Source organism: Curvibacter sp. EU05-FHT14A10 (assembly GCF_058791075.1).
Map to the genome: position 1 here is coordinate 160,481 of NZ_JBYTDE010000001.1, position 24,732 is coordinate 185,212.

A 24,732-nucleotide genomic window follows, 5' to 3' on the forward strand; every position below is an offset into this window, starting at 1 on the left:
TCGGCTCAGCGTTGGTGCCCGGACATCGGTCAGGGGCTCGCAGCCCTCCTTACTGCCCCTCCGAGACAGCCTTGTTGCCCCCGCCCCCGTGACGGCCTTCGCCCTCCCGGGCGCCTACCCCGGAATTTTTGAACATGAACACGACGGATGCCCGGCGTATCCTCGAAACAGCGTTGATCTGTTCGCATCAGCCTTTGTCGATGCGCGACTTGCGGGCGCTGTTCGAGGATGAACTGGGCTCGGACACCCTCAAGACCTTGCTGAGCGATCTGCAGGCCGAGTGGACCCACAAGGGTGTCGAACTGGTGTGTGTCGCCTCGGGCTGGCGCTTCCAGAGCCGTCCCGAGATGCGTTACTACCTGGATCGCCTGCACCCCGAAAAGCCGCCGCGCTACACCCGTGCGGCGCTCGAGACCCTGGCCATCATCGCCTATCGCCAGCCCGTGACGCGAGGCGACATCGAGGACATCCGCGGTGTCACGGTCAACTCGCTGGTCATCAAGCAGTTGGAGGACCGGGGGTGGGTCGAGGTGATCGGTCACAGAGAAACCGTCGGACGTCCGGCCCTGTTTGCCACCACGCGGCAGTTTCTCGATGATTTGGGCCTGGCTTCGCTGGATCAGCTTCCTTCGTTGGATGATCCGGAGCGCCAAGACCGCTTGTTGCAGGCCCTGCAGGCTGCGCCGGGGCTGGATGAGGCGGGTCTGTCGATCGCCGAGCCGGAACTGCCGTTTGAACTGAATCCATTGACCGCCGAATCGGTGGTCCCTTTTTCCCTCACCTCCGAGCCCCCGGGACTCGCAGGTGACTCTCTTACCGTCCCCGGGACAGGCCAAGCCCATGAATGATCAAGTGAATTCCCCGTCAGAGCCGTCAGAGCTCCCTCAGACCGAGGCCACGCAGCCGGCTGCTGCGGCCCAGCCCAAGTCCGAGCGCAGTCGACGTGGCCAGGCTGCCGCCCGACCCGCCCCGGCGTCGCAGGCGCCGGCCATCCGATTCGAGGATGTGGTCTCCGGTCAGTTTGATGCCGACGAAGAAGCGCCTGACCTGGCGCCCCTGAAGCGGGTGCTGGCGCCGCAGGTGGAAACCCCCAAGTTGCACAAGGTGTTGGCGCAGGCCGGGCTGGGTTCCCGGCTTGAGATGGAGCAACTGATTCTGGAAGGGCGCATCTCCGTCAACAACGAGCCGGCCCACATTGGCCAGCGCGTTCAGTATGGCGATCAGGTGAAGGTCAATGGCAAGCCCATCCGCTACCGCATTGATCCGCCGCCGGCGCGCGTCATCGCTTACCACAAGCCCGTGGGCGAGGTGGTCACCCATGATGACCCACAGAATCGCCCCACCGTGTTTCGCCGCCTGCCGCGCCTGCAGCAGGGCAAGTGGCAGTCCGTCGGCCGCCTGGATCTGAACACCGAAGGTCTGTTGTTGTTCACCAGCTCGGGCGAATTGGCCAACCAGCTCATGCACCCCCGCTTCGGCCTGGAGCGCGAATACGCCGTGCGTGTGCTGGGCGCCTTGAGCAAGGAAGAAAAAGAGCGGTTGCTCGCGGGGGTGAACCTCGACGACGGTCCGGCACAGTTCGGCTCGATTGAAGACGGTGGTGGTGAAGGTTCCAATTGCTGGTACCGGGTCACCATCTCCGAAGGCCGCAACCGCGAGGTGCGTCGTCTGTTCGAGGCGGTCGGCCATGCCGTGAGCCGTCTGATCCGCATCCGCTATGGCGCCATGGTGCTGCCGCGTGGGCTCAAGCGCGGCGCCTGGGTCGAGCTCGATGAGAGTGACATCCGCTCGCTTGTGCAGGCCGCCGGCGTGCGTGGCGAAGAGGGCGGGGCCCGCCGTGCCGAAGCGCCGGCGCCCCGTGGTCAGCGTGCTGGCAATGGCCCGCAGCGGCGACCTGCCGGCCCTGGTCCGCGTGGCAACACCGATTTCAAGCGCGGTGGTGGCCCCCGCCAGCCCGATCCGCTGACCACGGGCGTGACGGCTGGCCGATCACGCCCGGAGCGTGGCGATCGTGTCGCCCCGGGTGCGCAGCCTGACCCGATGAAGACCTCGGTGGGCTACATCGGCGCCGACAGCTTCTCGCGGGCCCGTCAGAACCGGCAGAGCAAGGGCGGCCCCCGCCGTGGCGGGCCGGCAGGTGGCTTGGCCGGTGGTCCGGGCACGGCCGGCCGGGGTGGGCCACGCGGTGGCCGCGGTCGTTGACCCTCGTGACAGGAATGGCTGTCAAGGCATTGCCGCACAGCCGAGTTAGAATCCTAGGTTTTGCCAAGTGGCAAAAATTACAAAAACTCAGTTCAGGAATCAATCATGGCAATCGAACGCACTCTCTCCATCATCAAGCCTGACGCCGTCGCCAAGAACGTCATCGGCCAAATCCTGGCTCGCTTTGAAGCCGCCGGCCTGAAGATCGCTGCTTCGCGTCTGGTGCAACTGTCGCGCGCTGAAGCCGAGCAGTTCTACGCTGTGCACGCTGCACGCCCCTTCTTCAAGGATCTGGTTGACTTCATGATCTCCGGCCCTGTCCACGTTCAAGTTCTGGAAGGCGAAAACGCCATCCTGAAGAACCGCGAACTGATGGGCGCCACCGACCCGAAGAAGGCCGACGCTGGCACCATCCGTGCTGACTTCGCTGACAGCATCGACGCCAACGCCGTGCACGGTTCTGACGCCGCTGAAACCGCTGCCGTCGAAATCGCTTTCTTCTTCCCCAGCCTGAACGTCTACGCTCGTTGATTTTCGCGAGCCACGCATGCAATGACAGCCAATCTGCTTGATTTCGACCTCGAGGGGTTGGCTGCATTCTGCGACCAGCTGGGTGAGAAGCGCTTTCGTGCCACCCAGCTCTTCCGCTGGATCCACCAGCGAGGCGAATCCGATTTCGACCAGATGACCGATCTGGCCAAGTCGCTTCGCGAGAAGCTCAAAGGACGCGCCCGTGTCGAGGGGCTATCTGTCCTGAGCCGCCATGATTCCGCCGACGGCACTGTCAAGTGGCTGTTCGATGTGGGCGATGGCAATGCCGTCGAGGCTGTTTTCATTCCCGAAGACGATCGAGGCACGCTGTGCGTGTCATCCCAGGCCGGCTGTGCCGTGGGTTGTCGTTTTTGTTCTACCGGCCATCAGGGCTTCAGCCGCAACCTCAGCACGGGCGAGATCGTCGCTCAGCTCTGGTATGCCGAGCACACCCTGCGCCGCCAGTTTCAAACCTCTGAGCGTGTCATCTCCAATGTGGTGATGATGGGCATGGGTGAGCCGCTGCAGAATTACGGCGCTCTGGTGCCTGCGCTGCGCACCATGTTGGACGATCATGGGTATGGCTTGTCGCGCCGCCGGGTCACGGTGTCCACCTCGGGCGTCGTGCCGATGATGGAGCGCCTGTCGCAAGATTGTCCGGTGGCCCTGGCCGTCTCTTTGCACGCGCCAAACGATCCGCTTCGTGACAACCTGGTGCCGCTCAACCGCAAGTACCCCATCGCCGAGTTGATGGCGGCTTGCAATCAATACCTTGAATTTGCCCCTCGTGACTTCATCACGTTCGAGTACTGCATGCTCGACGGCGTCAATGACAGCCCCGAGCACGCACGCCAGCTGATTGATCTGGTGCGACAGCACGCCAGCGGCAAAGGCGTGTGGTGCAAGTTCAATCTGATTCCCTTCAACCCCTTCCCGGCCTCCGGCCTGTTGCGTTCGCCAACCGAGCGTGTGCAGGCGTTTGCGAAAATCCTGCTTGATGCTGGTATCGTGACGACCGTGCGAAAGACCCGTGGTGATGACATCGATGCGGCATGCGGCCAACTGGCCGGCGATGTCCGTGATCGCACCCGGGTGGCTGAGCGTATTGCCCAGCAGCGCACCATCGTTCTGAAACCTGTGACCGAATTGACGGCCAACAACAAGGAGGCTTGATGGGGACTGCCCTGGCAATGCGCCATCTCTGGCGAAGTGTCCTGAGTGCCGCCGTGACCGCCGCGGCCATCGGGGTGTTCCTGGGGGCCCTGAGCGGTTGTGCCACCCAGTCCACGGCCTCCAACGACCCGGTCATTTCCGAGACCCCCGGTGGCGCCAGTGACGAGGGAGAGGCGCGTCGCCGAGCCCGCATCCGCCTGGAGTTGGCCTCCAACTATTTCGAGCAGGGCAAGACCACGGTGGCGCTTGATGAGGTGCGGCAGGTGCTGGCCGCCGACCCCGGCTTTGCCGAGGCCTACAACCTGCGCGGTCTGATTTACATGCGGCTCAATGATGAGCGCCAGGCCGAAGAGGGTTTCAAACGGGCCCTGGCGCTCAGCCCGCGTGACCCCAACATCCTGCACAACTATGGCTGGTTGGCCTGTCAACGCAAGCGCTACGGTGAAGCCGACGACTTTTTCAATCAGGCCCTGCAAAGCCCTCTGTATGGCGACAAGGCCAAGACCTTCATGGCCCAGGGGCTGTGTCAGGCCCGTGCCGGGCGCAAGGCTGAGGCCGAGCGAAGCCTGGCGCGTTCCTATGAACTGGATGCCGGTAACCCCATCACGGGCTACAACCTGGCCGCCTTGCTGTATCAGCGTGGCGAACTGGTTCGGGCCCAGTTCTACATCCGCCGACTGAACAACAGTGAATTTGCCAATGCCGAGTCCCTGTGGCTCGGCATCCGGGTCGAGCACCGCATGGGTGACCGGGTGGCCATGTTGCAACTGGTCGAGCAACTGAAAAAGCGGTTCCCTCAGGCACGGGAGCTGTCGTCCTACGAGCGGGGAGCGTTTGATGAGTGAGGTGGAAGACGTGGCGGTGGCAAGCGTGCCGCCGCTCTCGGCAGGGGCCATGTTGCGTCAGGCGCGTGAAGCCGCCGGCATGCATGTGGCGGCTTTGGCGGTGGCCCTCAAGGTGCCGGTCAACAAGCTCGAGGCGCTCGAATCCGACCGCTACGACGACCTGCCCGACGCGGTGTTCGTGCGTGCCCTGGCTTCCAGCGTGTGCCGCACTCTGCGCGTGGATGCAGCGCCGGTGCTGGAGCGTCTGCCCCAGACTCAGGCACCCAGGCTGAACCCGGACGATGCGGGCATCAACACCCCTTTCCGGGCTCAGAACGAGCGCCGTAGCCGGCTGGTGTCTGAATACCGATTCAGCCCGACGTTGCTGGCCGTGCCGCTTCTGTGCATCGGTGCCCTGGCCATTTACCTTTGGCCTCGTTTCAGTCCCAGCCTGCCCGAGCCTGCGGCCCCGGTGACCCACCCTGGTGCTGTCGTCCAGGCGGTGCCAGAGCCTGAGCCCACTCCGCCACCCGCTGTGGCGCCCGCACCTGAGTTGGCTGCGACTGGCTCGGCTGCGGCAGTGGCGCCCACACCCGCACCCGCACCCGCACCTGTGGCAGTAGCCGTGGCGCCCTCGGCGCCTGCCCCGGCACCCATGCCTGTGCCTGTGCCTGTTCCGGCCTCGGTGGCGCCGTCGGCTCCTGCGCCAGCGCCGGCCGTGTCCGCACCGCCCGGTGCCCCGGGTTCGTCGGTGGTGGCAGTTCCGTCGGCGAATTCGGTGCTGAGCTTCAGTGCCACGGGCAGTTCCTGGATCAAGGTGACCGATGCCAATGGTCAGGTCACCTTCCAGAAAACCATGAGCGCCGGTGAGACTGCCTCTGCCGGCGGTGTTCCGCCGCTTTCCGTGGTGGTCGGCAAGGCCGATGTCACCCAGGTCCAGGTGCGTGGCAAGGCATTCGATCTGCAATCTTTGGCGCGTGACAACGTGGCCCGTTTCGAGGTGAAGTGATGAGCGACAGCGAGCGCCCGGTGTGGGGGCAGCAACCGATTCCCACCGCCCAACCCAAGCCACGCAGGTCGCGCCAGGCGGTGACGTCCTGGGGCAGTCACCACGTCACCGTGGGTGGCGATGCGCCCGTGCGTGTGCAGTCGATGACCAACACCGACACGGTCGATGTGATCGGTACCGCCATCCAGGTCAAGGAGTTGGCGCTGGCAGGCTCCGAGATGGTTCGCATCACGGTCAACACGCCTGAAGCCGCTGCAGCGGTGCCGCACATCCGTGAGCAACTCGACCGCATGGGCATCGCCGTGCCCCTGATCGGCGACTTTCATTACAACGGGCATCGTCTTCTGACAGAGCACCCGGCCTGCGCCGAGGCCTTGTCCAAGTATCGGATCAACCCGGGCAACGTGGGCAAGGGCGACAAGCATGATCGCCAGTTCGGCCAGATGATCGATGCGGCCATCCGCTGGAACAAGCCGGTGCGAATCGGCGTCAACTGGGGCAGCCTCGACCAGGAGTTGCTCGCCAGCCTGATGGACGAGAACAGCCGGCGTGCCCAGCCCTGGGATGCGCGCCAGGTGATGTATGAGGCCCTGATTTCATCGGCCATCACCTCCGCCCAGCGGGCCGAGGAAATGGGCTTGCCTGGCCATCAGATCATTTTGTCGTGCAAGGTCAGCGGCGTGCAGGATCTGATCGCGGTGTACCGTGAACTGGGCCGACGCACCGACTACGCGCTGCACCTCGGATTGACCGAGGCCGGCATGGGGACCAAGGGCACGGTGGCCTCGGCCACGGCACTGTCCATCTTGCTGCAAGAGGGCATTGGCGACACCATCCGTGTGTCGCTCACCCCTCAACCTGGCGAGTCACGCACCCAAGAGGTGGTGATCGCCTCCGAGATCCTGCAGGCCTTGGGTCTGAGGGTGTTTGTGCCCAGCGTCACGGCCTGTCCGGGTTGTGGCCGCACCACCAGCACCACTTTCCAGGAGTTGGCCAAGCAGATCGATGATTTCCTGCGTGCGCAGATGCCGGTTTGGCGTTCGCATTACCCGGGCGTCGAAAAGCTCAAGGTGGCGGTCATGGGCTGCATCGTGAACGGCCCGGGTGAAAGCAAGCATGCCGACATCGGCATCAGCCTGCCGGGCACGGGTGAGGCGCCGGCCGCACCTGTGTTCATCGATGGCGAGAAGGCCCTGACGCTGCGCGGTGACAACATCGCGACCGAGTTTCACCAGATCGTCGAAAACTACATTGAAAAGCGCTTCGGAGCGGCCTCTTCGGCCCCGCACTCCGAGCCCATCTGATCCTTATGTCCGAGAAACCCCAGGCAGCCCCCGCGGCTGCGGCGTCCGCGCCCCGATTTGAAAAGCTTTCCGCCGTCAAAGGCATGAACGACATCCTGCCGCCCGAGTCGGCGCAGTGGGAGTGGCTTGAAGACAAGGTGCGCCAGTTGATGGCCCGCCATGCCTACCGCAACATCCGCACCCCCATCGTCGAACCCACGCCGCTGTTTGTGCGTGGGTTGGGCGAGGTGACCGACATCGTTGAAAAAGAGATGTACTCCTTCGAGGACAAGCTCAATGGCGAAGCCCTGACCTTGCGCCCCGAGAACACGGCTGGCGTGGTGCGTGCCGTGGCTGAACATTCGATGTTGTATGACGGCGGCAAGCGCCTGTATTACATGGGGCCGATGTTCCGGCACGAGCGTCCCCAGCGTGGTCGCTATCGCCAGTTTCACCAGATCGGCGCCGAAGCCCTGGGTTTTCCGGGCGCCGAGGTCGATGCCGAACTGATCCTGCTGGCCCATGCCCTGTGGCAGGAGCTGGGCCTCAAGGATGTGCGCCTGGAGCTCAACAGCCTGGGCCAGCCGGCCGAGCGCAAGGCGCACCGCGCGGCCTTGATCGCCCACTTCGAGCAGCACGAGGCGCTGCTCGACGAAGACGCACGCCGTCGCCTGCACAGCAACCCGCTGCGCATCCTGGACACCAAGAACCCGGCCATGCGCGAGGTGGTCGAATCGGCCCCGCGCCTGATCGACTTCCTGGGTGAGGCTTCGCTGGCCCACTTCAACACCGTGCGCGGTATTCTGGATGCCTGTGGTGTGGCCTACACGATCAACCCGCGCCTGGTGCGGGGCATGGACTACTACAACCTCACGGTGTTCGAGTTCATCACCGAGAGCCTGGGCTCGCAGGGCACGATCTGCGGCGGTGGCCGCTACGACTACCTGATTGAGCAGATCGGTGGCAAGGCGGCCCCTGCCGTGGGCTGGGCCCTGGGGGTGGAGCGGGTGCTGGAGTTGCTGCGCGAGCAGGCCCCGGCACAGGCCCCGGCGCCCGATGCCTATGCCATCGTGCCCGATGCCGCGGCCTTGCCGCTGGTCCTCAAAACCCTGGTGCAGTTGCGTGCCCTGGGCGTCTCGGTCCAGATGCATGCCGGTGCGGCAGAGTCCTGGGGCAGCATGAAGTCCCAGTTCAAGAAGGCCGACGCCAGCGGCGCCCGCCATGCGCTGATTTTTGGCGGCGACGAGTTGGCCCGTGGCGAGGTGACTGTGAAGTCGCTGCGGGATGGCGCAGGCGCCCAACAGGCCCGCTCGCTGAGCGATCTGCCCCAATGGGCGATCACCCTACAATCCCAGAATTAACAGCAGAACGCCATGGCATCTCATCTCGACCTCGAAGAACAAGAACAGCTCGATCAGCTCAAGCATTTCTGGAACCGCTACGGCAATGCCATCAGCTGGGTGCTGATCGTGATCTTTGGCGGCTTTGCCGCCTGGAACGGTTACCAGTACTGGCAGCGCAGCCAGGCTGCCCAGGCCGCTGTGCTCTATGACGAAATGGAGCGCGCGGTCAAGGCTCAGGACCTGCAGAAGGTGGCCCGTGTGCAGGAAGACATCCACGGCAAGTACGGCCGCACGGCCTATGCCGCCCAGGCCAGCCTGCTGGCTGCCCAGGCCCTGGCTGACAAGGGCAATGCCGATGCTGCCAAGGCGGCCCTGAACTGGGTGCTGGAGCAATCCGGCGACGATGGCGTGAAGGCCGTGGCCCGCCTGCGCCTGGCGGCTCTCCAGGTCGATGCCAAGGCATACGACGAAGCCCTCAAGACCCTGGGTACCGCTTTCCCTGCCGAATTCGACGCCCTGGCAGCCGATCGCAAGGGGGATGTGCTGGCCTTGCAAGGCAAGGCCGATGAGGCCATCGCCGAATACCGCAAGGCCTATCAAAAGCTCGATGAGCGCACGGAATACCGGCGCCTGATCGAGGCCAAGCTCAATGCGCTGGGCGTCAACCCGCAAGCTGCTGCCGAACCGGCGACAGCCGCGACAACCCCTACCGAGGACAAGAAGTGAAGCACATGGCACGACCGGTCGTTGAACGCAGCCTCATGGCGGCCCTGGCGGCCGTTTCGCTGCTGGTGTTGACTGCTTGCAGCTCGGGCTCGCCCAAGCACAAGCCTGCCGAACTGGCGCCCGTGGTGGCCCTGGTGGGGGTCAAGCCGGCCTGGTCGGCCAGCCTGGGGGCGGTTGAGTTCCCGCTGGACGCCCAGGTCACGGGTTCCACCCTGACCCTGGCCTCGTCGGCAGGGCAGGTCACCGCTTGGGATGCCACCACCGGGCGCGAGCTTTGGCGCGCCGACGCCAAGGCCAGCATCACGGCGGGTGTGGGCGGCGATGGCAAGCAGGTGGCTGTGGTCACCAGCAACAACGAATTGGTCAACTTTGTGGCCGGACGCGAAATCTGGCGTCGCCAATTGCCCGCCCAGGTCTTCACTGCGCCCTTGGTGGCCGGTGGTCGGGTCTTCGTGTTGGCGGCCGATCGCTCCGTATCGGCCTTTGATGCTGAATCCGGCCGCAAGCTCTGGACCCAGCAGCGCCCGGGTGAGCCCCTGGTGCTGCGTCAACCGGGTGTGCTGATTCCGGTCAATGACACCCTGGTGGCCGGCCTGTCCGGGCGGCTCGCGGGCTTGAACCCTGCCAACGGCGGTATCCGTTGGGAGGCGCCTCTGGCCACGCCGCGCGGCACCAACGATGTCGAACGCCTGGTCGACCTGGTGGGTCGCGTGAGCCGCGTGGACGACTCGGTCTGCGTGCGCGCCTTCCAGGCTGCCGTGGGCTGCGTGCAGGCCCAGCGTGGTACCTTGAGTTGGACCAAGCCAGCCAATGGATTCACCGGCGTGCATGGTGATGCGGCAACCGTCTTCGGTACCGAGTCCGATGGCCGTCTGGTGGCCTGGCGTCGTGCCGATGGTGAGCGCCTGTGGACCAGCGATCGTCTGCAATACCGCCACCTGACCGCCCCGTTGCTGTTGGGTCGCTCGTTGGCGATCGGCGACGACGCTGGCTTTGTTCATTTGCTGTCTCGCGAAGATGGCAGTTCCCTCAACCGCCTCAGCACCGACGGCTCACCGATTGCGGTGGCCCCGGTGCTGGCTGACGGCGTGTTGGTCGTGGTCACCCGCAAGGGTGGCGTGTTTGCATTCCGTCCGGAATGAATCGGCGGTAATGCTTCATGAAACCTGTTATTGCGCTCGTCGGGCGCCCCAATGTCGGCAAGTCGACACTTTTCAACCGCCTCACCAAGTCGCGTGATGCCATCGTGGCCGACTTCGCGGGCCTGACCCGCGATCGCCACTACGGCAATGGCCGTCAGGGTGCGCACGAGTACATCGTGATCGATACCGGGGGCTTCGAGCCCGATGCTGCCAGTGGCATCTACAAGGAAATGGCCAAGCAGACCCAGCAGGCTGTGGCCGAAGCCGATGTGGTGGTGTTTGTGGTCGATGCCCGGGCCGGCCTGTCGGCCCAGGATCACGACATTGCCAAGTACCTGCGTCGCCTGGGCAAGCCTTGCGTGCTGACGGCCAACAAGGCCGAAGGCATGAAAGAGGGCATGCAACTGTCCGAGTTTTATGAGCTGGGCCTGGGCGAGGTCTATCCGGTCTCGGCGGCCCACGGCCAAGGCATCCGCGGCCTGGTCGATCTGGCGCTGGCCCCCTTGAACCTGCCTGAGCCCGACGAGGATGCCGAGGAGGCTGATGCCGGCCTGATCAAACTTGCCGTGGCGGGGCGTCCCAATGTCGGCAAGTCAACGCTGATCAACACCTGGCTCGGTGAAGAGCGTCTGGTGGCCTTTGACATGCCTGGCACCACCCGGGATGCGATCTCGGTGCCCTTTGAACGCAATGGGCAGCGTTACGAATTGGTGGATACCGCCGGTTTGCGTCGCAAGGGCAAAGTCTTTGAAGCGATCGAGAAATTCTCGGTGGTGAAGACCTTGCAAGCCATCGAGTCGGCCAATGTGGTTTTGCTGTTGCTGGACGCCACCCAGGGCGTGACCGATCAGGACGCCCACATTGCCGGCTACATCCTGGAGAGTGGCCGCGCCGTGGTGATTGCCATCAACAAGTGGGATGCGGTGGACGACTACCAGCGCCAACTGGTCGAGCGCTCGATCGAGACCCGCCTGTCCTTTTTGAAGTTTGCCTCTGTGCACTTCATCTCGGCACGCAAGCGCCAGGGCCTGGGGCCGGTCTGGTCGGCGATTGCGCAGGCCCACAAGGCGGCCACGTGCAAGATGCCGACGCCGGTTCTCACCCGCCTGCTGCTGGAGGCGGTGCAGTTCCAGACGCCCAAGAAGACGGGCATGTACCGTCCCAAGCTGCGCTATGCCCACCAAGGGGGCATGAACCCGCCGGTGATCGTGATCCACGGCAACTCGCTGGAGCACGTGACCGAGGCCTACAAGCGCTTCCTGGAAGGCCGTTTCCGCAAGGAATTCAGCCTGGTGGGTACGCCTTTGCGCATCGAGCTCAAGACTTCGCAAAACCCTTTTGCTGACAAGGACGGCCATTGAGCCCATGGCCGCAGGGCCCCCGGAGTCCGGGTGCTGAAAATTGGCCTTGCGCCTTGCCAGGGGCCGGGCCTGTGGTAAGGTCTGGCTTTCCAACAACATTTTGAACACGGAGAATATCGTGAGCAATAAAGGGCAGCTTCTTCAAGACCCGTTCCTGAACGCACTGCGCCGCGAGCATGTGCCGGTGTCGATTTACCTCGTCAACGGCATCAAGCTTCAAGGTCAGATCGAGTCGTTCGACCAGTACGTGGTGTTGCTGCGCAACACCGTGACGCAAATGGTTTACAAGCATGCCATCTCGACCATCGTGCCGGGTCGTGCTGTGAACTTCTCCACTGCTGACGCTGCAGAGCCCGCAGCCGCACAGTGATCCGGAAGCCGGCCGTCCCCCGCAAGGGGGGCGGCCGGCTTTTTTACAGGCTCCGTTGATTTGACTGACAAGAATTCTCCTGCCCCCACCCCGGTCATCCTCGTGGGTGTGGACCTGGGTGGTCCGCATTTCGATGCCGACCTGGAAGAGCTGGGTCTGCTCGCCGAGACCGCGGGCCTGACGCCCGTGGCGCGCATCACCTGCAAACGCAAGGCGCCCGACGCGGCCTTGTTCGTCGGCAGTGGCAAGGCTGACGAGATCCGGTTCATGGCCGAGCAGCACGGGGCCGTCGAGGTCCTGTTCGACCAATCGCTGAGCCCCGCCCAGCAGCGCAACCTAGAGCGCCACCTCGGCTTGCCGGTCAACGACCGGACCTTGCTGATTCTTGAAATTTTTGCCCAGCGTGCGCGCAGCTTCGAAGGCAAACTGCAGGTCGAGCTGGCACGCTTGCAGTACGTCAGCACGCGTCTGGTGCGCCGCTGGTCTCACTTGGAACGTCAGCGTGGGGGCATCGGCGCGCGGGGCGGGCCGGGCGAAACCCAGATCGAACTGGACCGCCGAATGATCGGCGAGGCCATCAAGCGCACCAAAGAGCGTCTGGAAAAGGTCAAGCGTCAGCGCAGCACCCAGCGTCGCCAGCGCGAGCGTCGCGATACCTTCAACATCTCGTTGGTGGGCTACACCAACGCAGGCAAGTCGACGCTGTTCAATGCCCTGGTCAAGGCCCGGGCCTACGCGGCCGACCAGCTTTTTGCCACCCTGGACACCACCACCCGCCAGCTCTACCTGGGTGAGGCCGGGCGCTCGGTGTCCTTGTCCGACACCGTGGGTTTCATCCGAGACCTGCCCCACGGGCTGATCGACGCCTTTCAGGCCACCCTGCAGGAGGCGACCGACGCTGATCTGCTGTTGCATGTGGTCGATGCGGCCAACCCGGATTACCCCGAGCAACTCAACGAGGTCCTGCGTGTGCTGGGCGAGATCGGGGCCGCTGAGGTACCTCAGTTGCTGGTGTTCAACAAGCTCGACGCCATCGATGAGGCGCAGCGTCCGCTGCAGGCCCTGGACACGTTCGAGCTGGCCGGCCGTCAGGTGCCCCGCGTGTTCGTGAGTGCGCGCAGTGGCGAAGGCCTGTCAGTGCTGCGTCAGCAGCTCGCCGCCTTGGCCCTGGCCCATCTGGCACCAGCTGTAGATCCCGCAGCCGGCGCCACGGAATTGGCACTTCCTTCGTCCTGATTGGGCACAATCAGTCCCGTACAAGAAAAGAGCAATGCGAATGAACTTCAAGACCAAAGCCTTGCGCTGGCCGGCTCTGCCGGGTCGCATCAAGGGGATGTTCAATCTCAACGATCCGCGCTGGGGTCGGGGGGATGATTCCTCCGGTGAACGTGGCCGTCCGGACAAGGAGGCTCCAGAGCAACCAAGCCCGCGCGGGCAGGGGGGCCAGCAGGTTCCGCCGGACCTCGATGAGTTGTGGCGTGACCTGAACCGCAAACTGGGCAAGCTGTTTGGCGGCCAAGGCGGCGGGCAGGGCGGTGGCTCGGGCGGCAAGGGCAGCGGCGGTGGCTACCAGCCCGACATGAAAAGCGCTGGTGTTGGCGTGGGGCTGATCGCGGCCGTGGCCGTGTTGATCTGGTTGGGGACAGGCTTCTTCATCGTCCAGGAAGGCCAGCAGGCCGTGATCACGCAGTTCGGGCGTTACAAGTCGACCGTGGGGGCCGGTTTCAACTGGCGCCTGCCTTACCCGATCCAGCGCCACGAGTTGGTGTTTGTCACCCAGATCCGCTCGGTGGATGTGGGCCGTGACACGGTCATCAAGAGCACGGGCCTGCGCGACTCCGCCATGCTGACTGAAGATGAAAACATCGTCGAAATCAAGTTCGCTGTCCAATACCGGCTGAATGACGCGCGCGCCTGGTTGTTTGAGTCCAAGAACCCTGGCGAGTCCGTGGTGCAGGCTGCCGAGACGGCGGTGCGTGAAGTGGTTGGCAAGATGCGCATGGACACCGCCTTGTCCGACGAGCGCGATCAGATCGCGCCGCGCGTGCGTGCCTTGATGCAGAGCATCCTCGATCGCTACAAGGTCGGGGTGGAAGTGGTGGGCATCAACCTGCAGCAAGGGGGCGTGCGCCCACCCGAGCAGGTGCAGGCGGCGTTTGACGACGTGCTCAAGGCAGGGCAAGAGCGCGAACGTGCCAAGAACGAAGCCCAGGCATATGCCAATGACGTGATTCCGCGCGCGGTGGGCTCGGCCTCCCGCTTGAAGGAAGAGGCCGAGGCCTACAAGGGCCGCATCGTGGCTCAGTCTCAAGGCGATGCCCAGCGCTTCAAGTCGGTGCTGAACGAGTACCAGAAGGCGCCCCAGGTCACCCGAGACCGCATGTACATCGATACCATGCAGCAGATCTACGGCAACGTGACCAAGGTATTGGTCGAGTCGCGGCAAGGCGGCAATCTGCTGTACATGCCGCTCGACAAGATCCTGCAGCAGGCCGGGGCGGCCTCGGCCGACGCGGCACCCGCTGCTGCCGTGGTCCCTCAGGCCCCCGCCAGCGCACCCACAACAGGTGCTGCGTTTTCCAGCGAGTCGCGCGCTCGTGACAACGGCCGCTCGCGTGACCGCGAATCGCGCTAGGGAGTAGCTTCGTGAACAGAATCGGATTTCTCATTTCATCGTTGCTGGTGGCCCTGGCGCTGCTGAGCTCCATGCTGTTCGTGGTCGACCAGCGTCAGTTCGGGGTGGTCTATGCCCTGGGACAAATCAAGGAAGTCATCACCGAGCCCGGTCTGAACTTCAAGCTGCCGCCCCCGTTCCAGAACGTGTCTTACATCGACAAGCGCCTGCTCATGCTTGACAGCAACGACACCGAGCCCATGCTCACGGCTGAAAAGCAGCGCGTGGTGATCGACTGGTATGTGCGCTGGCGCATCGCCGATCCGCTGGAGTACATCCGCAACGTCGGTCTGGACGAGACCGCGGGTGCCAACCAGCTCAACCGCGTGGTGCGCAACGCGTTCCAGGAAGAGGTCAACAAGCACACCGTCAAGGAACTGTTGTCCTCCAAGCGGGATGCTGTGATGAACGACGTGCGCCGCGAAGTGCTCAAGGTGGTCAAGGGCGACAAGCCCTGGGGTGTGGACGTGGTGGATGTGCGTGTCACCCGCGTCGACTACGTGGATGCCATCACCGAGTCGGTCTATCGACGCATGGAGGCCGAGCGCAAGCGCGTGGCAAATGAACTGCGTTCCACTGGGGGCGCCGAGGGGGAGAAGATCCGTGCCGATGCCGATCGCCAGCGCGAAATCACGGTGGCCAACGCCTACCGTGAGGCGCAGCAGATCAAGGGCGAGGGCGACGCTGAAGCGGCTCGCACCTACGCCGAGGCCTTTGGCAAGGACCCGCAGTTCGCACAGTTCTACCGCAGCCTGGAGGCCTACAAGGCCACGCTGAACAAGAAGAGCGATGTGGTGGTGGTCGATCCGTCCACCTCCGAGTTCTTCCGCATCTTCCGCGGTGCTGCGCCCACAGCGCCTGCCGGCAAGAAGTGAGCGCGGGTGTTGGACTCTGACGCGCTCTGGCTGGCGCTGGGCTTTGTCTTGGTGATCGAGGGCTTGTTTCCCTTCCTGTCACCGACCGCCTGGCGTCAGACTTTCACCCGCCTGCTCCAGTTGCAGGATGGTCAGATCCGCTTCATCGGCCTGCTCAGCGTGCTGGCCGGTCTGGCGTTGGTGTGGGCCCTGTCCTGAGTGGGCTGGCCAACATCTGTAAAATCACGTTTTTAACAGCCCCCCCATCACCATGTCTGCCTGGGTCCTGCCGGATCACATTGCCGATGTCCTGCCTTCCGAGGCCCGGCACATCGAAGAACTGCGCCGCGCCCTGCTTGATACGGCGCGCAGCTACGGCTATGAGCTGGTCATGCCGCCTCTGCTGGAGCACCTTGAATCCCTGTTGACCGGTACAGGTGAGGCGCTCGATCTCCTCACCTTCAAGCTGGTCGATCAACTGTCGGGCCGCACCATGGGCCTGCGTGCTGACACCACCCCGCAGGTGGCCCGCATCGACGCCCATCTGCTCAACCGCCAGGGCGTGACCCGTCTGTGCTATTGCGGCCCGGTGTTGCACACCCGGCCGGACAGCCCGCACGCCACCCGTGAGCCGCTGCAGTTCGGTGCCGAAATCTATGGCCATGCCGGCCCTGAGGCCGATCTGGAAGCACTGCTGCTGGCCCTGGATTGCCTGAAGGCGGCCGGCGTCACCGGCCTCAGCGTCGACCTGGCCGATGCGCGCATCCTTCGCACGCTGCTGGACGGTTTGCAACTGGCGCCGGCCCGTCTGCAGGCCATTCAACAAGCACTGGCCGTCAAGGCCAGCAGCGATCTGCAGGCCCTGGTGGCCGATCTGCCCTCTCCCACGCGTGAATTGCTGCTGGCCTTGCCGGGCCTGTACGGCGACATGGGCGTGCTGGATGAGGCCAGCCGGGTCTTTGCCGGGCAGCCCAAGCTGCTGGCCGCGTTGGACCAGTTGCGCTGGCTGGCCAGCCAGTTGGGTGAGGTCAATCTGACCTTCGACTTGGCCGACATGCGCGGCTATGCCTACTACACCGGTGCACGTTTTTCGATCTATGTGCCCGGCACCAGCGATGCGCTGGTCCGCGGTGGCCGTTACGACGAAGTGGGCGCGGTGTTCGGCCGCAATCGCCCGGCCGCCGGCTTCAGCCTGGACGTGCGTGAATTGGTGAGCGTGGTGGCCCCGCGTGCCCTGCGTGCGGCCATCCGCGCGCCCTGGGGCGTGGACCCGGCCTTGCGCGCTGCGGTGGCGGCCCTGCGTGCGCAGGGTGAGACGGTGGTGGGCGTGCTGCCGGGCCACGAGAGTGAAGTTGATGAGTTCCATTGCGATCGCCAGCTGGTCTCCAGCGCTGGGCAGTGGGTCGTGAAATCCCTTTGAATCAAATACTGTGATGAACAAGACAAGCGGTCGTAATGTGGTGGTGGTCGGTACCCAATGGGGTGACGAGGGCAAGGGCAAGCTCGTGGACTGGCTGACCGAAAGCGCCCAGGGCGTGGTGCGCTTCCAGGGTGGCCACAATGCAGGGCACACCCTCGTGATCAATGGCGTCAAGACGGCGCTGCACCTGATCCCCAGCGGCATCATGCGCGCCGGCGTCAAGTGCTACATCGGCAACGGTGTGGTGCTGTCGGCGGCCAAGCTGTTCGAGGAGATCGAAGGCCTGGAGAAGGCCGGTGTCGAGGTGCGCTCGCGCCTGCGCATCAGTGAGGCCTGCCCGCTGATCCTGCCTTTCCATGCCGCACTTGATGTGGCCCGTGAGGCGGCCCGCGAAGAAGGCGGTACCGAGAAGATCGGCACCACCGGTCGCGGCATCGGTCCGGCTTATGAAGACAAGATCGCCCGCCGCGCCCTGCGCGTGCAAGATCTGAAGTACCCCGAGCGTTTCGCGGCCAAGCTGCGTGAACTGCTGGCCCTGCACAACCATGTGCTGACGACCTTCCTGGGGTCGCGCAAGTTCGTGTTCGGCGAGGCACTCAAGCCCTACATCGTCGATGGCGAAGTGCAGTTTGAGCCCGTCTACCAAGAAGCCATGCGCCACGCCGAGTTGCTCAAGCCCATGATGGCCGACGTCTCGCGCGAGCTCAACGACGCCCACCAGCATGGCGCCAACCTGTTGTTCGAAGGCGCCCAGGGCACCTTGCTCGACGTCGATCATGGCACCTACCCCTATGTGACCTCCAGCAACTGCGTGGCCGGCAATGCCGCTGCAGGCGCTGGTGTGGGCCCGGGCATGCTGCATTACATCCTGGGGATCACCAAGGCCTATTGCACCCGCGTGGGTGGCGGCCCCTTCCCGACCGAACTCGACTGGGAAAAAGAAGGGACCCCGGGCTGGCACATGAGCACGATCGGTGCCGAAAAAGGTGTCACCACCGGTCGCAGCCGCCGCTGCGGTTGGTTCGACGCGGCCCTGCTCAAGCGCAGCGCGCAGGTCAATGGCCTGACCGGGCTGTGCATCACCAAGCTCGACGTGCTGGATGGCCTGACCGAACTCAAGCTGTGCACCGGCTATGAACTTGACGGCGAAGTGACCGACATCCTGCCCATGGGAGCGGACGACATTGCCCGCTGCAAGCCGATCTACGAAACCATGGAAGGCTGGACCGACAGCACCGTGGGTGTGACCGACTATGACAAGCTGCCCGTCAACGCCCGCCTGTACCTGCAGCGCATCGAGCACGTCACCGGCGTGCCGATCCATGTCATCTCGACCAGTCCGGACCGTGACCACACGATCATGATGCGCCACCCCTACCTGGCCTGACGATCTGGTCTGAGATAGGCTTCTTTTCTTTACAAATTCATGAATAATGAGCCCGTCGCAGGCTTGCGGCGGGCTTTTTAGCGATCCATCCAGGAGCAAATCAGATGCTGACCGAAGACGGTAAACACCTGTACGTGAGCTACGACGAATACCACAGCCTCATCGAGAAGCTGGCCATCAAGATCCACCAGTCGGGTTGGGAGTTTGACACCATCCTGTGCCTGGCACGCGGGGGCATGCGCCCAGGTGACATCCTGAGCCGCATCTTCGACAAGCCACTGGCCATCATGTCCACCAGTTCATACCGAGCCGAAGCGGGCACGGTGCAAGGGCATCTCGACATCGCACGCTTCATCACCACCCCCAAGGGCGAGATTGCCGGACGGGTTCTGCTGGTGGATGACCTGGCTGATTCGGGGCACACCCTGAACGCCGTGATCCAGATGCTGAAGAACAACTACGCCCCCATCACCGAGCTGCGCAGTGCGGTGATCTGGACCAAGCAGCTGTCCATCTTCACGCCTGACTATTCGGTGGAGTACCTGCCGACCAATCCCTGGATCCACCAGCCCTTCGAGAGCTACGACAGCCTGCGCCCAGAAAAGCTGCTGGAGAAGTGGAAGATCTGAGTCTTTCACACGCTCTTGCCCATCGGCCGCCGCACTTTCCAGTCGGCGGCCGATTTCGTTGGCGGGTTCAGGCCACGGTGCGTCTCAGGGGGTAGCGCAGCAAGCGCAGCGCGTTCACCACCACCAGCAGGGTCGAGCCTTCATGGAACAGCACGGCAGTGCCCATGTTCAGACCCAGCAAGGTGGCCGGCAGCAGCACCGCCACCACCCCCAGACTCACCCACAGGTTTTGCCGGATGATCCGGCTGGTCTGGCGCGACAGCCCGACTGCGAACGGCAACTGGTCCAGGTCGTCGCCCAGCAGCGCCACGTCTGCGGTCTCCAGCGCCACATCCGATCCCGCGGCCCCCATGGCAATGCCCACGGTGGCGTGGGCCATGGCGGGGGCGTCGTTCACGCCATCACCCACCATGGCCACCTGGCCACCGTTGGCCCGCAGGGCCTGGATGGCCTGTACCTTGTCCTCGGGCATCAGTTCGCCATGGGCTTCGGTCAGGCCGATGGCCTGGGCCACAGCCTCGGCCACCCGGTGGTTGTCACCTGAGATCATGATCAGGCGTTGGATGCCCAGCGCGCGCAGCGCCAACATCACTCCGGCGGCGCCGGGGCGGGGGGTGTCCATCAGCCCCAGCACGCCCAGATCACGCTGGCCCAGGCGGACCACCATGGTGCTTCGCCCAGCCTGCTCCAGGGCCTCACGGGTCTGCTCCAGGGCGGCGTCGGGGCTGTCCTGTCCCAGGCGGCTGAACAAGGCCGGCTTTCCGATGCAGGCCGTCTGATGGCCCACCCGGGCCGTCACGCCCAGGCCCGTGAGGCTTTGCAGGCCCAAGACCTCGGGCACGCTGACCGAAGGCCCCAGGCGTTCCAAGGCGCCTTCCACCACCGCGGCAGCCAGCGGATGGTCGCTGTGGCGTTCGACCGCCAAGGCCACCGTCAGCAGCTCTTCGGCGCTGACCCCGGCGGCGGGTTCGACGTCAGTCAGGCTAGGCTTGCCTTCAGTCAGGGTGCCCGTTTTATCGAAGGCCATCGCATCCAGGCGTCCCAGGCTCTCCAAGGGCGCGCCGCCTTTGATCAATACCCCGCCATGCCCTGCGCGCGCCACGCCACTGAGCACGGCACTGGGCACCGAGATGGCCAGCGCGCAAGGGCTGGCCGCCACCAGCACCGCCATGGCTCGGTAAAAACTGGCCGAGAACGGCTCATCCACCACCAACCACGCGAAGAGCAGCAGCAAGACAAAGCTCAACACGAGGGGCACAAACACGCGCTCGAAGCGTTCGGTGAAGGTCTGCGTGGGGGAGCGCTGGGTTTCGGCTTCGGTGACCAAGCGAACCATGCGGGCCATGGTCGACTCGTTGGCCAAGCGTGCCACCACCACCTCCAGTGCGCCCCGACCGTTGAGGCTGCCGGCAAACACGCGGTGCCTGGCAGGCAGGCGTGCGAAATCGCGCAGCGCGGTCTGAGGCGTGCTGACGGGTCCCTTTTCCACGGGCAGGCTTTCACCAGTGATCGGGGCCTGGTTCACGCTGCTCTGGCCAGCCAGCACAAAGCCATCGGCCGGAAAACGTTCGTTGGGTTTGATGAGGATCTGGTCACCGGGACGCAGGGTGGCCACGTCGACCTCTCGGGTGTGTTCACCCTCACGCAACGTGGCCCGTTCGGGGGCGAACTGGGCCAGGGCCTCGATGGCGCGTCGGGCCCGCCCCATGGCAAAGTGCTCCAGTGAGTGCCCCAGGCTGAACAGGAACAGCAGCAGGCCCCCCTCGGCCCACTGTCCCAGGGCTGCTGCCCCGGCGGCCGCCACCAACATCAGGGTGTCGATTTCGAAACGGCGCGCTCGCAGGTTGGCCCAGGCCTCGCTCACGGTGAACCAGCCGCCTGTCACATAGGCCATGACATAGCAGGCCAGCGGTATCCAGCCCGGTGAGGGGTGCCAGGTTTCCAGCAGCCATCCCCCGAGCACCAACACACCGGCGCACAAAGCAAAGGCCAGCTCGGCATGCTCACCCAGCGGTCCATCGTGCGCATGCTGATGCCCGTGCCCGTGCCCGTGCCCGTGCCCGTGCCCGTGCCCATGGTCATGGTCATGGTCATGGTCATGGTCATGGTCATGGTCATGGTGGCGCGCAGCCCTGGTGGACTCGGGGGTCGAAGCGGGCGCTTGAATCAAGGCCCGGGCCTGGTGGCTCAGCGCCTGTTCCGTGGTGCGTTCGCGCAGGTACTCCAGGTGCAGCAGTCCGTCCGGGCCCAGTTCGACGCCCAACACGCCCTCGAGTGCGGCAAGGTGCTCAAGCCACACGGGTGGGGGCTCATCCCCCTCGGAACGCGAATCCAGACTCAGGTGTCCGATCTGGCTGGTGATGTGTTGCCCAGAGTCCTGCACCAACAGGCGCAGGCGGGGGAGATCGATCAAATGGGGGTCGAACTGGATGCTCAACTGGGGGGGCGCCTCTTCCTGCAGCACGCGCAACAGATTGATGCCTTGTGTCTGGCGCAGCACCGCGTCCAGTCGTTCGATGCATCGGTCCCCGGCATGGGCAATGTCAGGCAGCACAAGCGACAAGTCCATTCTCAACTCATGGGGGGGCGCCATGGATTCTTCCTTCCGTTTCTGAATGCGAGGGTGAACAAGACCCATGTTCTGAGGCTTTCAACGATTGTCTTCCAGCCTGCTTGCCCCTGCGTGTTCTCATGGCAAGGCAGCCAGCCCATTCGGCATCGGGGCAGGGGGCTGTGATCGGATGGGGCGGCTTGCCATCCGGGCGGGGTGTGAAACACCTTCATGCCTATGTTTACAAATAGACAAGACCGAAGCTCCCCCTGGCGCGTTAAGGTCACATCAACACTAGGAGTCAATATCGTGCTTAACAAGTCAATGTCACTGGTCGGCTCTATCAATCCGTCTCGCTACTCCAAGGCGCTGAAATCAGGTTTGCTGGCGCTGGCCGTCGGCACCTTCAGTGCTGGGGCCGCCCATGCCCAGGCGTATGTGAACCTGACGGTGGGGGGGCCCATGGCCCCAGGCGTCTATGGTCAGATCTCGGTGGGTAACAATCCCCTGCCGCCTATCATCAATACCGCACCGGTTGTGATCGGCCAGCCCGTGTTGGGGGCGCCTCCGATGTATCTCTATGTATCAACCGTGGAGTATCGGAATTGGGGTCGCTATTGCCGCCGCTACCAGGCCTGCGGTCGGCCGGTGTACTTTGTCCGGGTGGATGACCGGGACCGCTGGTGGGAGCGTCGTGGTGATGGGCCGCATGGGCCGGGGCGAGGCTTTGAGCGTCACGAGGAGCGCCACCAGGACCGAGGCGAGCACCGCGGCTGGGACCGCGAGGGGCGCGGGCCGGGGGGTGATCGCGGCGAAGGTCGTGGGGATCGGCACGGCGATCGCCACTGACGCCGAGCCGGTGGGCTGCCTCAGGGCTCAGGCGATGTCGATCTGATGGATGTCGTAATGGCCGCGGCGTCGATCGGCAAAATAGCACTCCAGCGTTTCCTTGACGGTTCTGAACGCGATCTCGTCCCACGGAACTTCGTGCTCTTCGAACAGTCGGGCTTCGATGGTTTCATGCCCAGGATGGAAGGTGTCGCTGAGCAGGCGGGCTCGGTAAAAAAGATGCACCTGACCCACTCGGATCACGTTCAGGATGCTGAAGAGACCTTCCAGCTCGAACAAGGCCCCGGCTTCTTCCTGGGTTTCGCGCGCCGCACCCTGGGCGGTGGATTCTTCAAGCTCCATGAAGCCTGCCGGCAGGGTCCACTTGCCCCAGCGGGGCTCGATGTTGCGCTTGCACAGCAGCACCTTGGTGCCCAGGTAGGGCACCGTGCCCACCACGTTGAGCGGGTTCTCGTAATGGATCGTGTGGCAGACCGTGCAGACGGCGCGTGGTTTGGTGTCTCCGTCGTCCGGAATCCGATAGGCCACGACCGAACCGCAGTTGCGGCAGTGCTTGATGGGGCTGCGATACGTCATGCCACGAGTGTACGGGCAAGTGCGGCGCTGACGTGCCCAGGGGGATATCGCGTACGCCCGCGTCGGGATCAGGCCCGGACCAGGGCGGGCAACTCGGTCAGTCTCCGCGCCACCACGGCCGCCCAGCGTGCCTTGGACTCGGGATAGATCAGTGATTCTTCCAGGGCAATGTGGCCTTCACAAAGGCTCAGGAACACCTCGGCATAGTGCTGAAACTCGGCCGGATCGGTCCAGCCGTGGCCGTCAGCCATGGCGCGCAGTTGCGGGGCCAGTTCAATCCAGTTTTCCTCGATCCAGCCATGGTCCTGCTGCAGGGTGCGGATGGTCTGGGCCAGCGAGGCGTCTGCAGTGGCCAGCAGGGGCGGAAACACATTGCGTTCCTCTTCGGCGTGGTGCTCTCGCGAGGTGCCAGAGAAGAAGGCCTCAATGGCCGCAGCCTGCTGCTGGGCCCATGGGTCCACACCGGTCTCGGCAACGTGCTTGACCAGGGCCTTCAGGGCCTGGAGGTGGCTGGCGATCTGCTGGTGGCAGGCGTCCAGGGCTTCGAAGTCGGCGGATTCGGTGACCGTGCTCATGACGTGCTCCTGTGAATGGGATGGCTCCATCGTAGGACGCGTGCGCCTTGCATTCTTAAGCCATGTCAAGGCTTGTGCTGAAATGAAAAAAGCCCCTCGCGGGGCTCCAAGGGCGTGTGCGTTCGGTGGTCGATCAGGCAATCCGCACGTTCAGCTGGCCCAAGCCGGTCACACCACCTTCCAGCAGGTCCCCCTTGACGACGGCTGACACGCCCTCTGGGGTGCCCGTGTAAATCAGGTCGCCCGGGCTCAACTCCCAGGCGGCCGACAGGTGCTCGATGGTTTCGGCAATGTTCCAGATCAGCTTCGAGATCTGGCTGGACTGACGCTCCTGGCCGTTCACCTTGAGCCAGATCGCGGCCTGTTCCAGATCGCTGACCTGGGCTGCCGGGGTGATGGGACCGATCGGCGCGCTGTGGTCAAAGCCTTTGCCGATGCACCAGGGGCGGCCCTGCTTCTTCATTTCGTTTTGCAGGTCGCGGCGCGTCATGTCCAGGCCCACCGCATAGCCGTAGATGTGCTTGTGCGCATCAGCCGCCGTGATGTTGCGGCCGCCGGTGCCGATGGCCACCACCAGCTCGATTTCGTGGTGCAGGTTCTGCGTCAGGCTGGGGTAGGGCATGGTGCCGGTTTCGCCAGCGTTCACCACCACCAGCGCATCCGCGGGCTTCAGAAAGAAGAAGGGTGGTTCGCGACCGGTGAAGCCCATCTCCTTGGCGTGTTCTTCGTAGTTGCGGCCCACGCAATAGATGCGGCGCACCGGAAAACGGTCGCTGGTACCCAGCACCGGGACGCTCACCGGGGGAGCGGCAGGGATCACATAGCTCATGTCAGCCTTTCAAGTCGTCTTGCAGCGGGGAAGTGAACGGGGGCAAGGGGCTTCAGTTGCCGTCGGAATGGGTCACCAGCTCGAAATGCTCCACCACCGGCGGCGCCGCAAAGAAGGGGCCCACAATGGCTCGCCATTGGGCAAACAGGGGCGACCCACGGAAGCCCTCGGTGTGGTCCTCCAGGGTGGCCCAGAAAATCTGCAGCACATAGCGTTCGGGCGATTCAATGCCGTGGTTCACGGTGAAGCCTTGAAAGCCCTTGGCCTGGCTGATCACGGTGCGCAGGCCACGCTCGATGGCCTCCTCGAAGGCGGCCTGCTGGCCGGGTTGAATGCGAATGTCGGCAAGTTCGAGAATCATGAGGCGTCTCTTTCGTGGCTCGGTCAATGATGCCCCGGAGTCTACCGTCTGCCTTTATCCTTG

At 64.2% G+C, this 24,732-nt stretch carries 25 protein-coding genes; 20 read left to right on the top strand and 5 right to left on the bottom strand.

The features are described from left to right. The first annotated feature begins 134 nt into the window (after window positions 1–134). From scpB to AC3WUT_RS00795, 19 genes are all read left to right on the top strand, one after another. The gene (gene scpB, locus AC3WUT_RS00705) at window positions 135–848 is read left to right on the top strand and encodes an SMC-Scp complex subunit ScpB (RefSeq protein WP_492345148.1); all 714 of its coding nucleotides are present in this window, start codon (window positions 135–137) and stop codon (window positions 846–848) included. After that, the gene (locus tag AC3WUT_RS00710; RefSeq protein WP_492345149.1) at window positions 841–2,202 is read left to right on the top strand and encodes a pseudouridine synthase; all 1,362 of its coding nucleotides are present in this window, start codon (window positions 841–843) and stop codon (window positions 2,200–2,202) included. The genes scpB and AC3WUT_RS00710 overlap by 8 nt, the downstream gene beginning before the upstream one ends. Before the next feature lie 105 nt (window positions 2,203–2,307). Continuing rightward, the gene (ndk, locus tag AC3WUT_RS00715) at window positions 2,308–2,733 is read left to right on the top strand and encodes a nucleoside-diphosphate kinase (protein WP_492345150.1); all 426 of its coding nucleotides are present in this window, start codon (window positions 2,308–2,310) and stop codon (window positions 2,731–2,733) included. A 21-nt stretch (window positions 2,734–2,754) separates the two neighbouring features. After that, complete coding sequence (gene rlmN / locus AC3WUT_RS00720) at window positions 2,755–3,906, top strand: dual-specificity RNA methyltransferase RlmN (RefSeq protein WP_492345151.1); 1,152 nt, start codon at window positions 2,755–2,757, stop codon at window positions 3,904–3,906. Between the two features lie 17 nt (window positions 3,907–3,923). Next, window positions 3,924–4,751, top strand: a complete 828-nt coding sequence (gene pilW, locus AC3WUT_RS00725) for a type IV pilus biogenesis/stability protein PilW (RefSeq protein ID WP_492345588.1) — start codon at window positions 3,924–3,926, stop codon at window positions 4,749–4,751. Then, window positions 4,744–5,739: a helix-turn-helix domain-containing protein gene (locus AC3WUT_RS00730; protein WP_492345152.1), complete on the top strand. Its 996-nt coding sequence runs from the start codon at window positions 4,744–4,746 to the stop codon at window positions 5,737–5,739. The genes pilW and AC3WUT_RS00730 overlap by 8 nt, the downstream gene beginning before the upstream one ends. Then, window positions 5,739–7,043 (top strand): flavodoxin-dependent (E)-4-hydroxy-3-methylbut-2-enyl-diphosphate synthase, encoded by a 1,305-nt coding sequence (gene ispG / locus AC3WUT_RS00735; RefSeq protein ID WP_492345153.1) that lies wholly within the window; start codon window positions 5,739–5,741, stop codon window positions 7,041–7,043. The genes AC3WUT_RS00730 and ispG overlap by 1 nt, the downstream gene beginning before the upstream one ends. Window positions 7,044–7,048: 5 nt before the next feature. After that, window positions 7,049–8,383 carry a histidine--tRNA ligase gene (hisS, locus tag AC3WUT_RS00740; RefSeq protein ID WP_492345154.1) on the top strand — a complete coding sequence of 445 codons (1,335 nt, stop codon included), beginning with the start codon at window positions 7,049–7,051 and terminating at the stop codon, window positions 8,381–8,383. A gap of 12 nt (window positions 8,384–8,395) precedes the next feature. Beyond that, a complete protein-coding gene (locus tag AC3WUT_RS00745; protein WP_492345155.1) occupies window positions 8,396–9,091 on the top strand; it encodes a YfgM family protein in 696 nt (231 codons plus the stop codon). A 5-nt stretch (window positions 9,092–9,096) separates the two neighbouring features. After that, entirely contained in the window at window positions 9,097–10,233 is a 1,137-nt protein-coding gene (gene bamB / locus AC3WUT_RS00750; protein ID WP_492345156.1) for an outer membrane protein assembly factor BamB, read from the top strand. A gap of 17 nt (window positions 10,234–10,250) precedes the next feature. Next, window positions 10,251–11,594, top strand: coding sequence for a ribosome biogenesis GTPase Der (der, locus tag AC3WUT_RS00755; protein ID WP_492345157.1), 1,344 nt, complete (start codon window positions 10,251–10,253; stop codon window positions 11,592–11,594). A 118-nt stretch (window positions 11,595–11,712) separates the two neighbouring features. Then, window positions 11,713–11,964 (top strand): RNA chaperone Hfq, encoded by a 252-nt coding sequence (hfq, locus tag AC3WUT_RS00760; RefSeq protein WP_019575375.1) that lies wholly within the window; start codon window positions 11,713–11,715, stop codon window positions 11,962–11,964. Between the two features lie 60 nt (window positions 11,965–12,024). Beyond that, window positions 12,025–13,200 carry a GTPase HflX gene (hflX, locus tag AC3WUT_RS00765; protein ID WP_492345158.1) on the top strand — a complete coding sequence of 392 codons (1,176 nt, stop codon included), beginning with the start codon at window positions 12,025–12,027 and terminating at the stop codon, window positions 13,198–13,200. Between the two features lie 40 nt (window positions 13,201–13,240). Further along, window positions 13,241–14,599 (top strand): FtsH protease activity modulator HflK, encoded by a 1,359-nt coding sequence (gene hflK, locus AC3WUT_RS00770; RefSeq protein WP_492345159.1) that lies wholly within the window; start codon window positions 13,241–13,243, stop codon window positions 14,597–14,599. A gap of 11 nt (window positions 14,600–14,610) precedes the next feature. Beyond that, the gene (gene hflC / locus AC3WUT_RS00775; RefSeq protein WP_492345160.1) at window positions 14,611–15,513 is read left to right on the top strand and encodes a protease modulator HflC; all 903 of its coding nucleotides are present in this window, start codon (window positions 14,611–14,613) and stop codon (window positions 15,511–15,513) included. Between the two features lie 6 nt (window positions 15,514–15,519). Further along, window positions 15,520–15,711 carry a DUF2065 domain-containing protein gene (locus tag AC3WUT_RS00780; RefSeq protein ID WP_492345161.1) on the top strand — a complete coding sequence of 64 codons (192 nt, stop codon included), beginning with the start codon at window positions 15,520–15,522 and terminating at the stop codon, window positions 15,709–15,711. A gap of 52 nt (window positions 15,712–15,763) precedes the next feature. Beyond that, window positions 15,764–16,912 carry an ATP phosphoribosyltransferase regulatory subunit gene (locus AC3WUT_RS00785; protein WP_492345162.1) on the top strand — a complete coding sequence of 383 codons (1,149 nt, stop codon included), beginning with the start codon at window positions 15,764–15,766 and terminating at the stop codon, window positions 16,910–16,912. 13 nt (window positions 16,913–16,925) lie between these two features. Then, on the top strand, window positions 16,926–18,299 hold the full coding sequence (locus AC3WUT_RS00790) for an adenylosuccinate synthase (RefSeq protein ID WP_492345163.1): 1,374 nt from the start codon (window positions 16,926–16,928) through the stop codon (window positions 18,297–18,299). Window positions 18,300–18,403: 104 nt separating this feature from the next. Beyond that, a complete protein-coding gene (locus AC3WUT_RS00795; RefSeq protein ID WP_492345164.1) occupies window positions 18,404–18,928 on the top strand; it encodes a phosphoribosyltransferase in 525 nt (174 codons plus the stop codon). A 67-nt stretch (window positions 18,929–18,995) separates the two neighbouring features. On the opposite strand, the gene AC3WUT_RS00800 is transcribed toward AC3WUT_RS00795, so the two are convergent. Next, the gene (locus AC3WUT_RS00800) at window positions 18,996–21,497 is read right to left on the bottom strand and encodes a heavy metal translocating P-type ATPase (RefSeq protein WP_492345165.1); all 2,502 of its coding nucleotides are present in this window, start codon (window positions 21,495–21,497) and stop codon (window positions 18,996–18,998) included. A gap of 291 nt (window positions 21,498–21,788) precedes the next feature. Between AC3WUT_RS00800 and AC3WUT_RS00805 the strand changes: the two genes are divergently transcribed. Beyond that, window positions 21,789–22,328, top strand: a complete 540-nt coding sequence (locus tag AC3WUT_RS00805) for a hypothetical protein (RefSeq protein ID WP_492345166.1) — start codon at window positions 21,789–21,791, stop codon at window positions 22,326–22,328. Between the two features lie 27 nt (window positions 22,329–22,355). Here AC3WUT_RS00805 and AC3WUT_RS00810 read toward each other — a convergent pair whose 3' ends face one another. The 4 genes from AC3WUT_RS00810 to AC3WUT_RS00825 form a co-directional block, all read right to left on the bottom strand. Next, window positions 22,356–22,904 carry an NUDIX hydrolase gene (locus tag AC3WUT_RS00810; protein ID WP_492345167.1) on the bottom strand — a complete coding sequence of 183 codons (549 nt, stop codon included), beginning with the start codon at window positions 22,902–22,904 and terminating at the stop codon, window positions 22,356–22,358. A 68-nt stretch (window positions 22,905–22,972) separates the two neighbouring features. Next, window positions 22,973–23,479 (bottom strand): hemerythrin domain-containing protein, encoded by a 507-nt coding sequence (locus tag AC3WUT_RS00815; protein WP_492345168.1) that lies wholly within the window; start codon window positions 23,477–23,479, stop codon window positions 22,973–22,975. 133 nt (window positions 23,480–23,612) lie between these two features. Next, the gene (locus AC3WUT_RS00820; RefSeq protein ID WP_492345169.1) at window positions 23,613–24,308 is read right to left on the bottom strand and encodes a fumarylacetoacetate hydrolase family protein; all 696 of its coding nucleotides are present in this window, start codon (window positions 24,306–24,308) and stop codon (window positions 23,613–23,615) included. Window positions 24,309–24,360: 52 nt separating this feature from the next. Next, window positions 24,361–24,669, bottom strand: a complete 309-nt coding sequence (locus AC3WUT_RS00825) for an antibiotic biosynthesis monooxygenase family protein (RefSeq protein ID WP_027475463.1) — start codon at window positions 24,667–24,669, stop codon at window positions 24,361–24,363. Window positions 24,670–24,732: the final 63 nt, after the last annotated feature.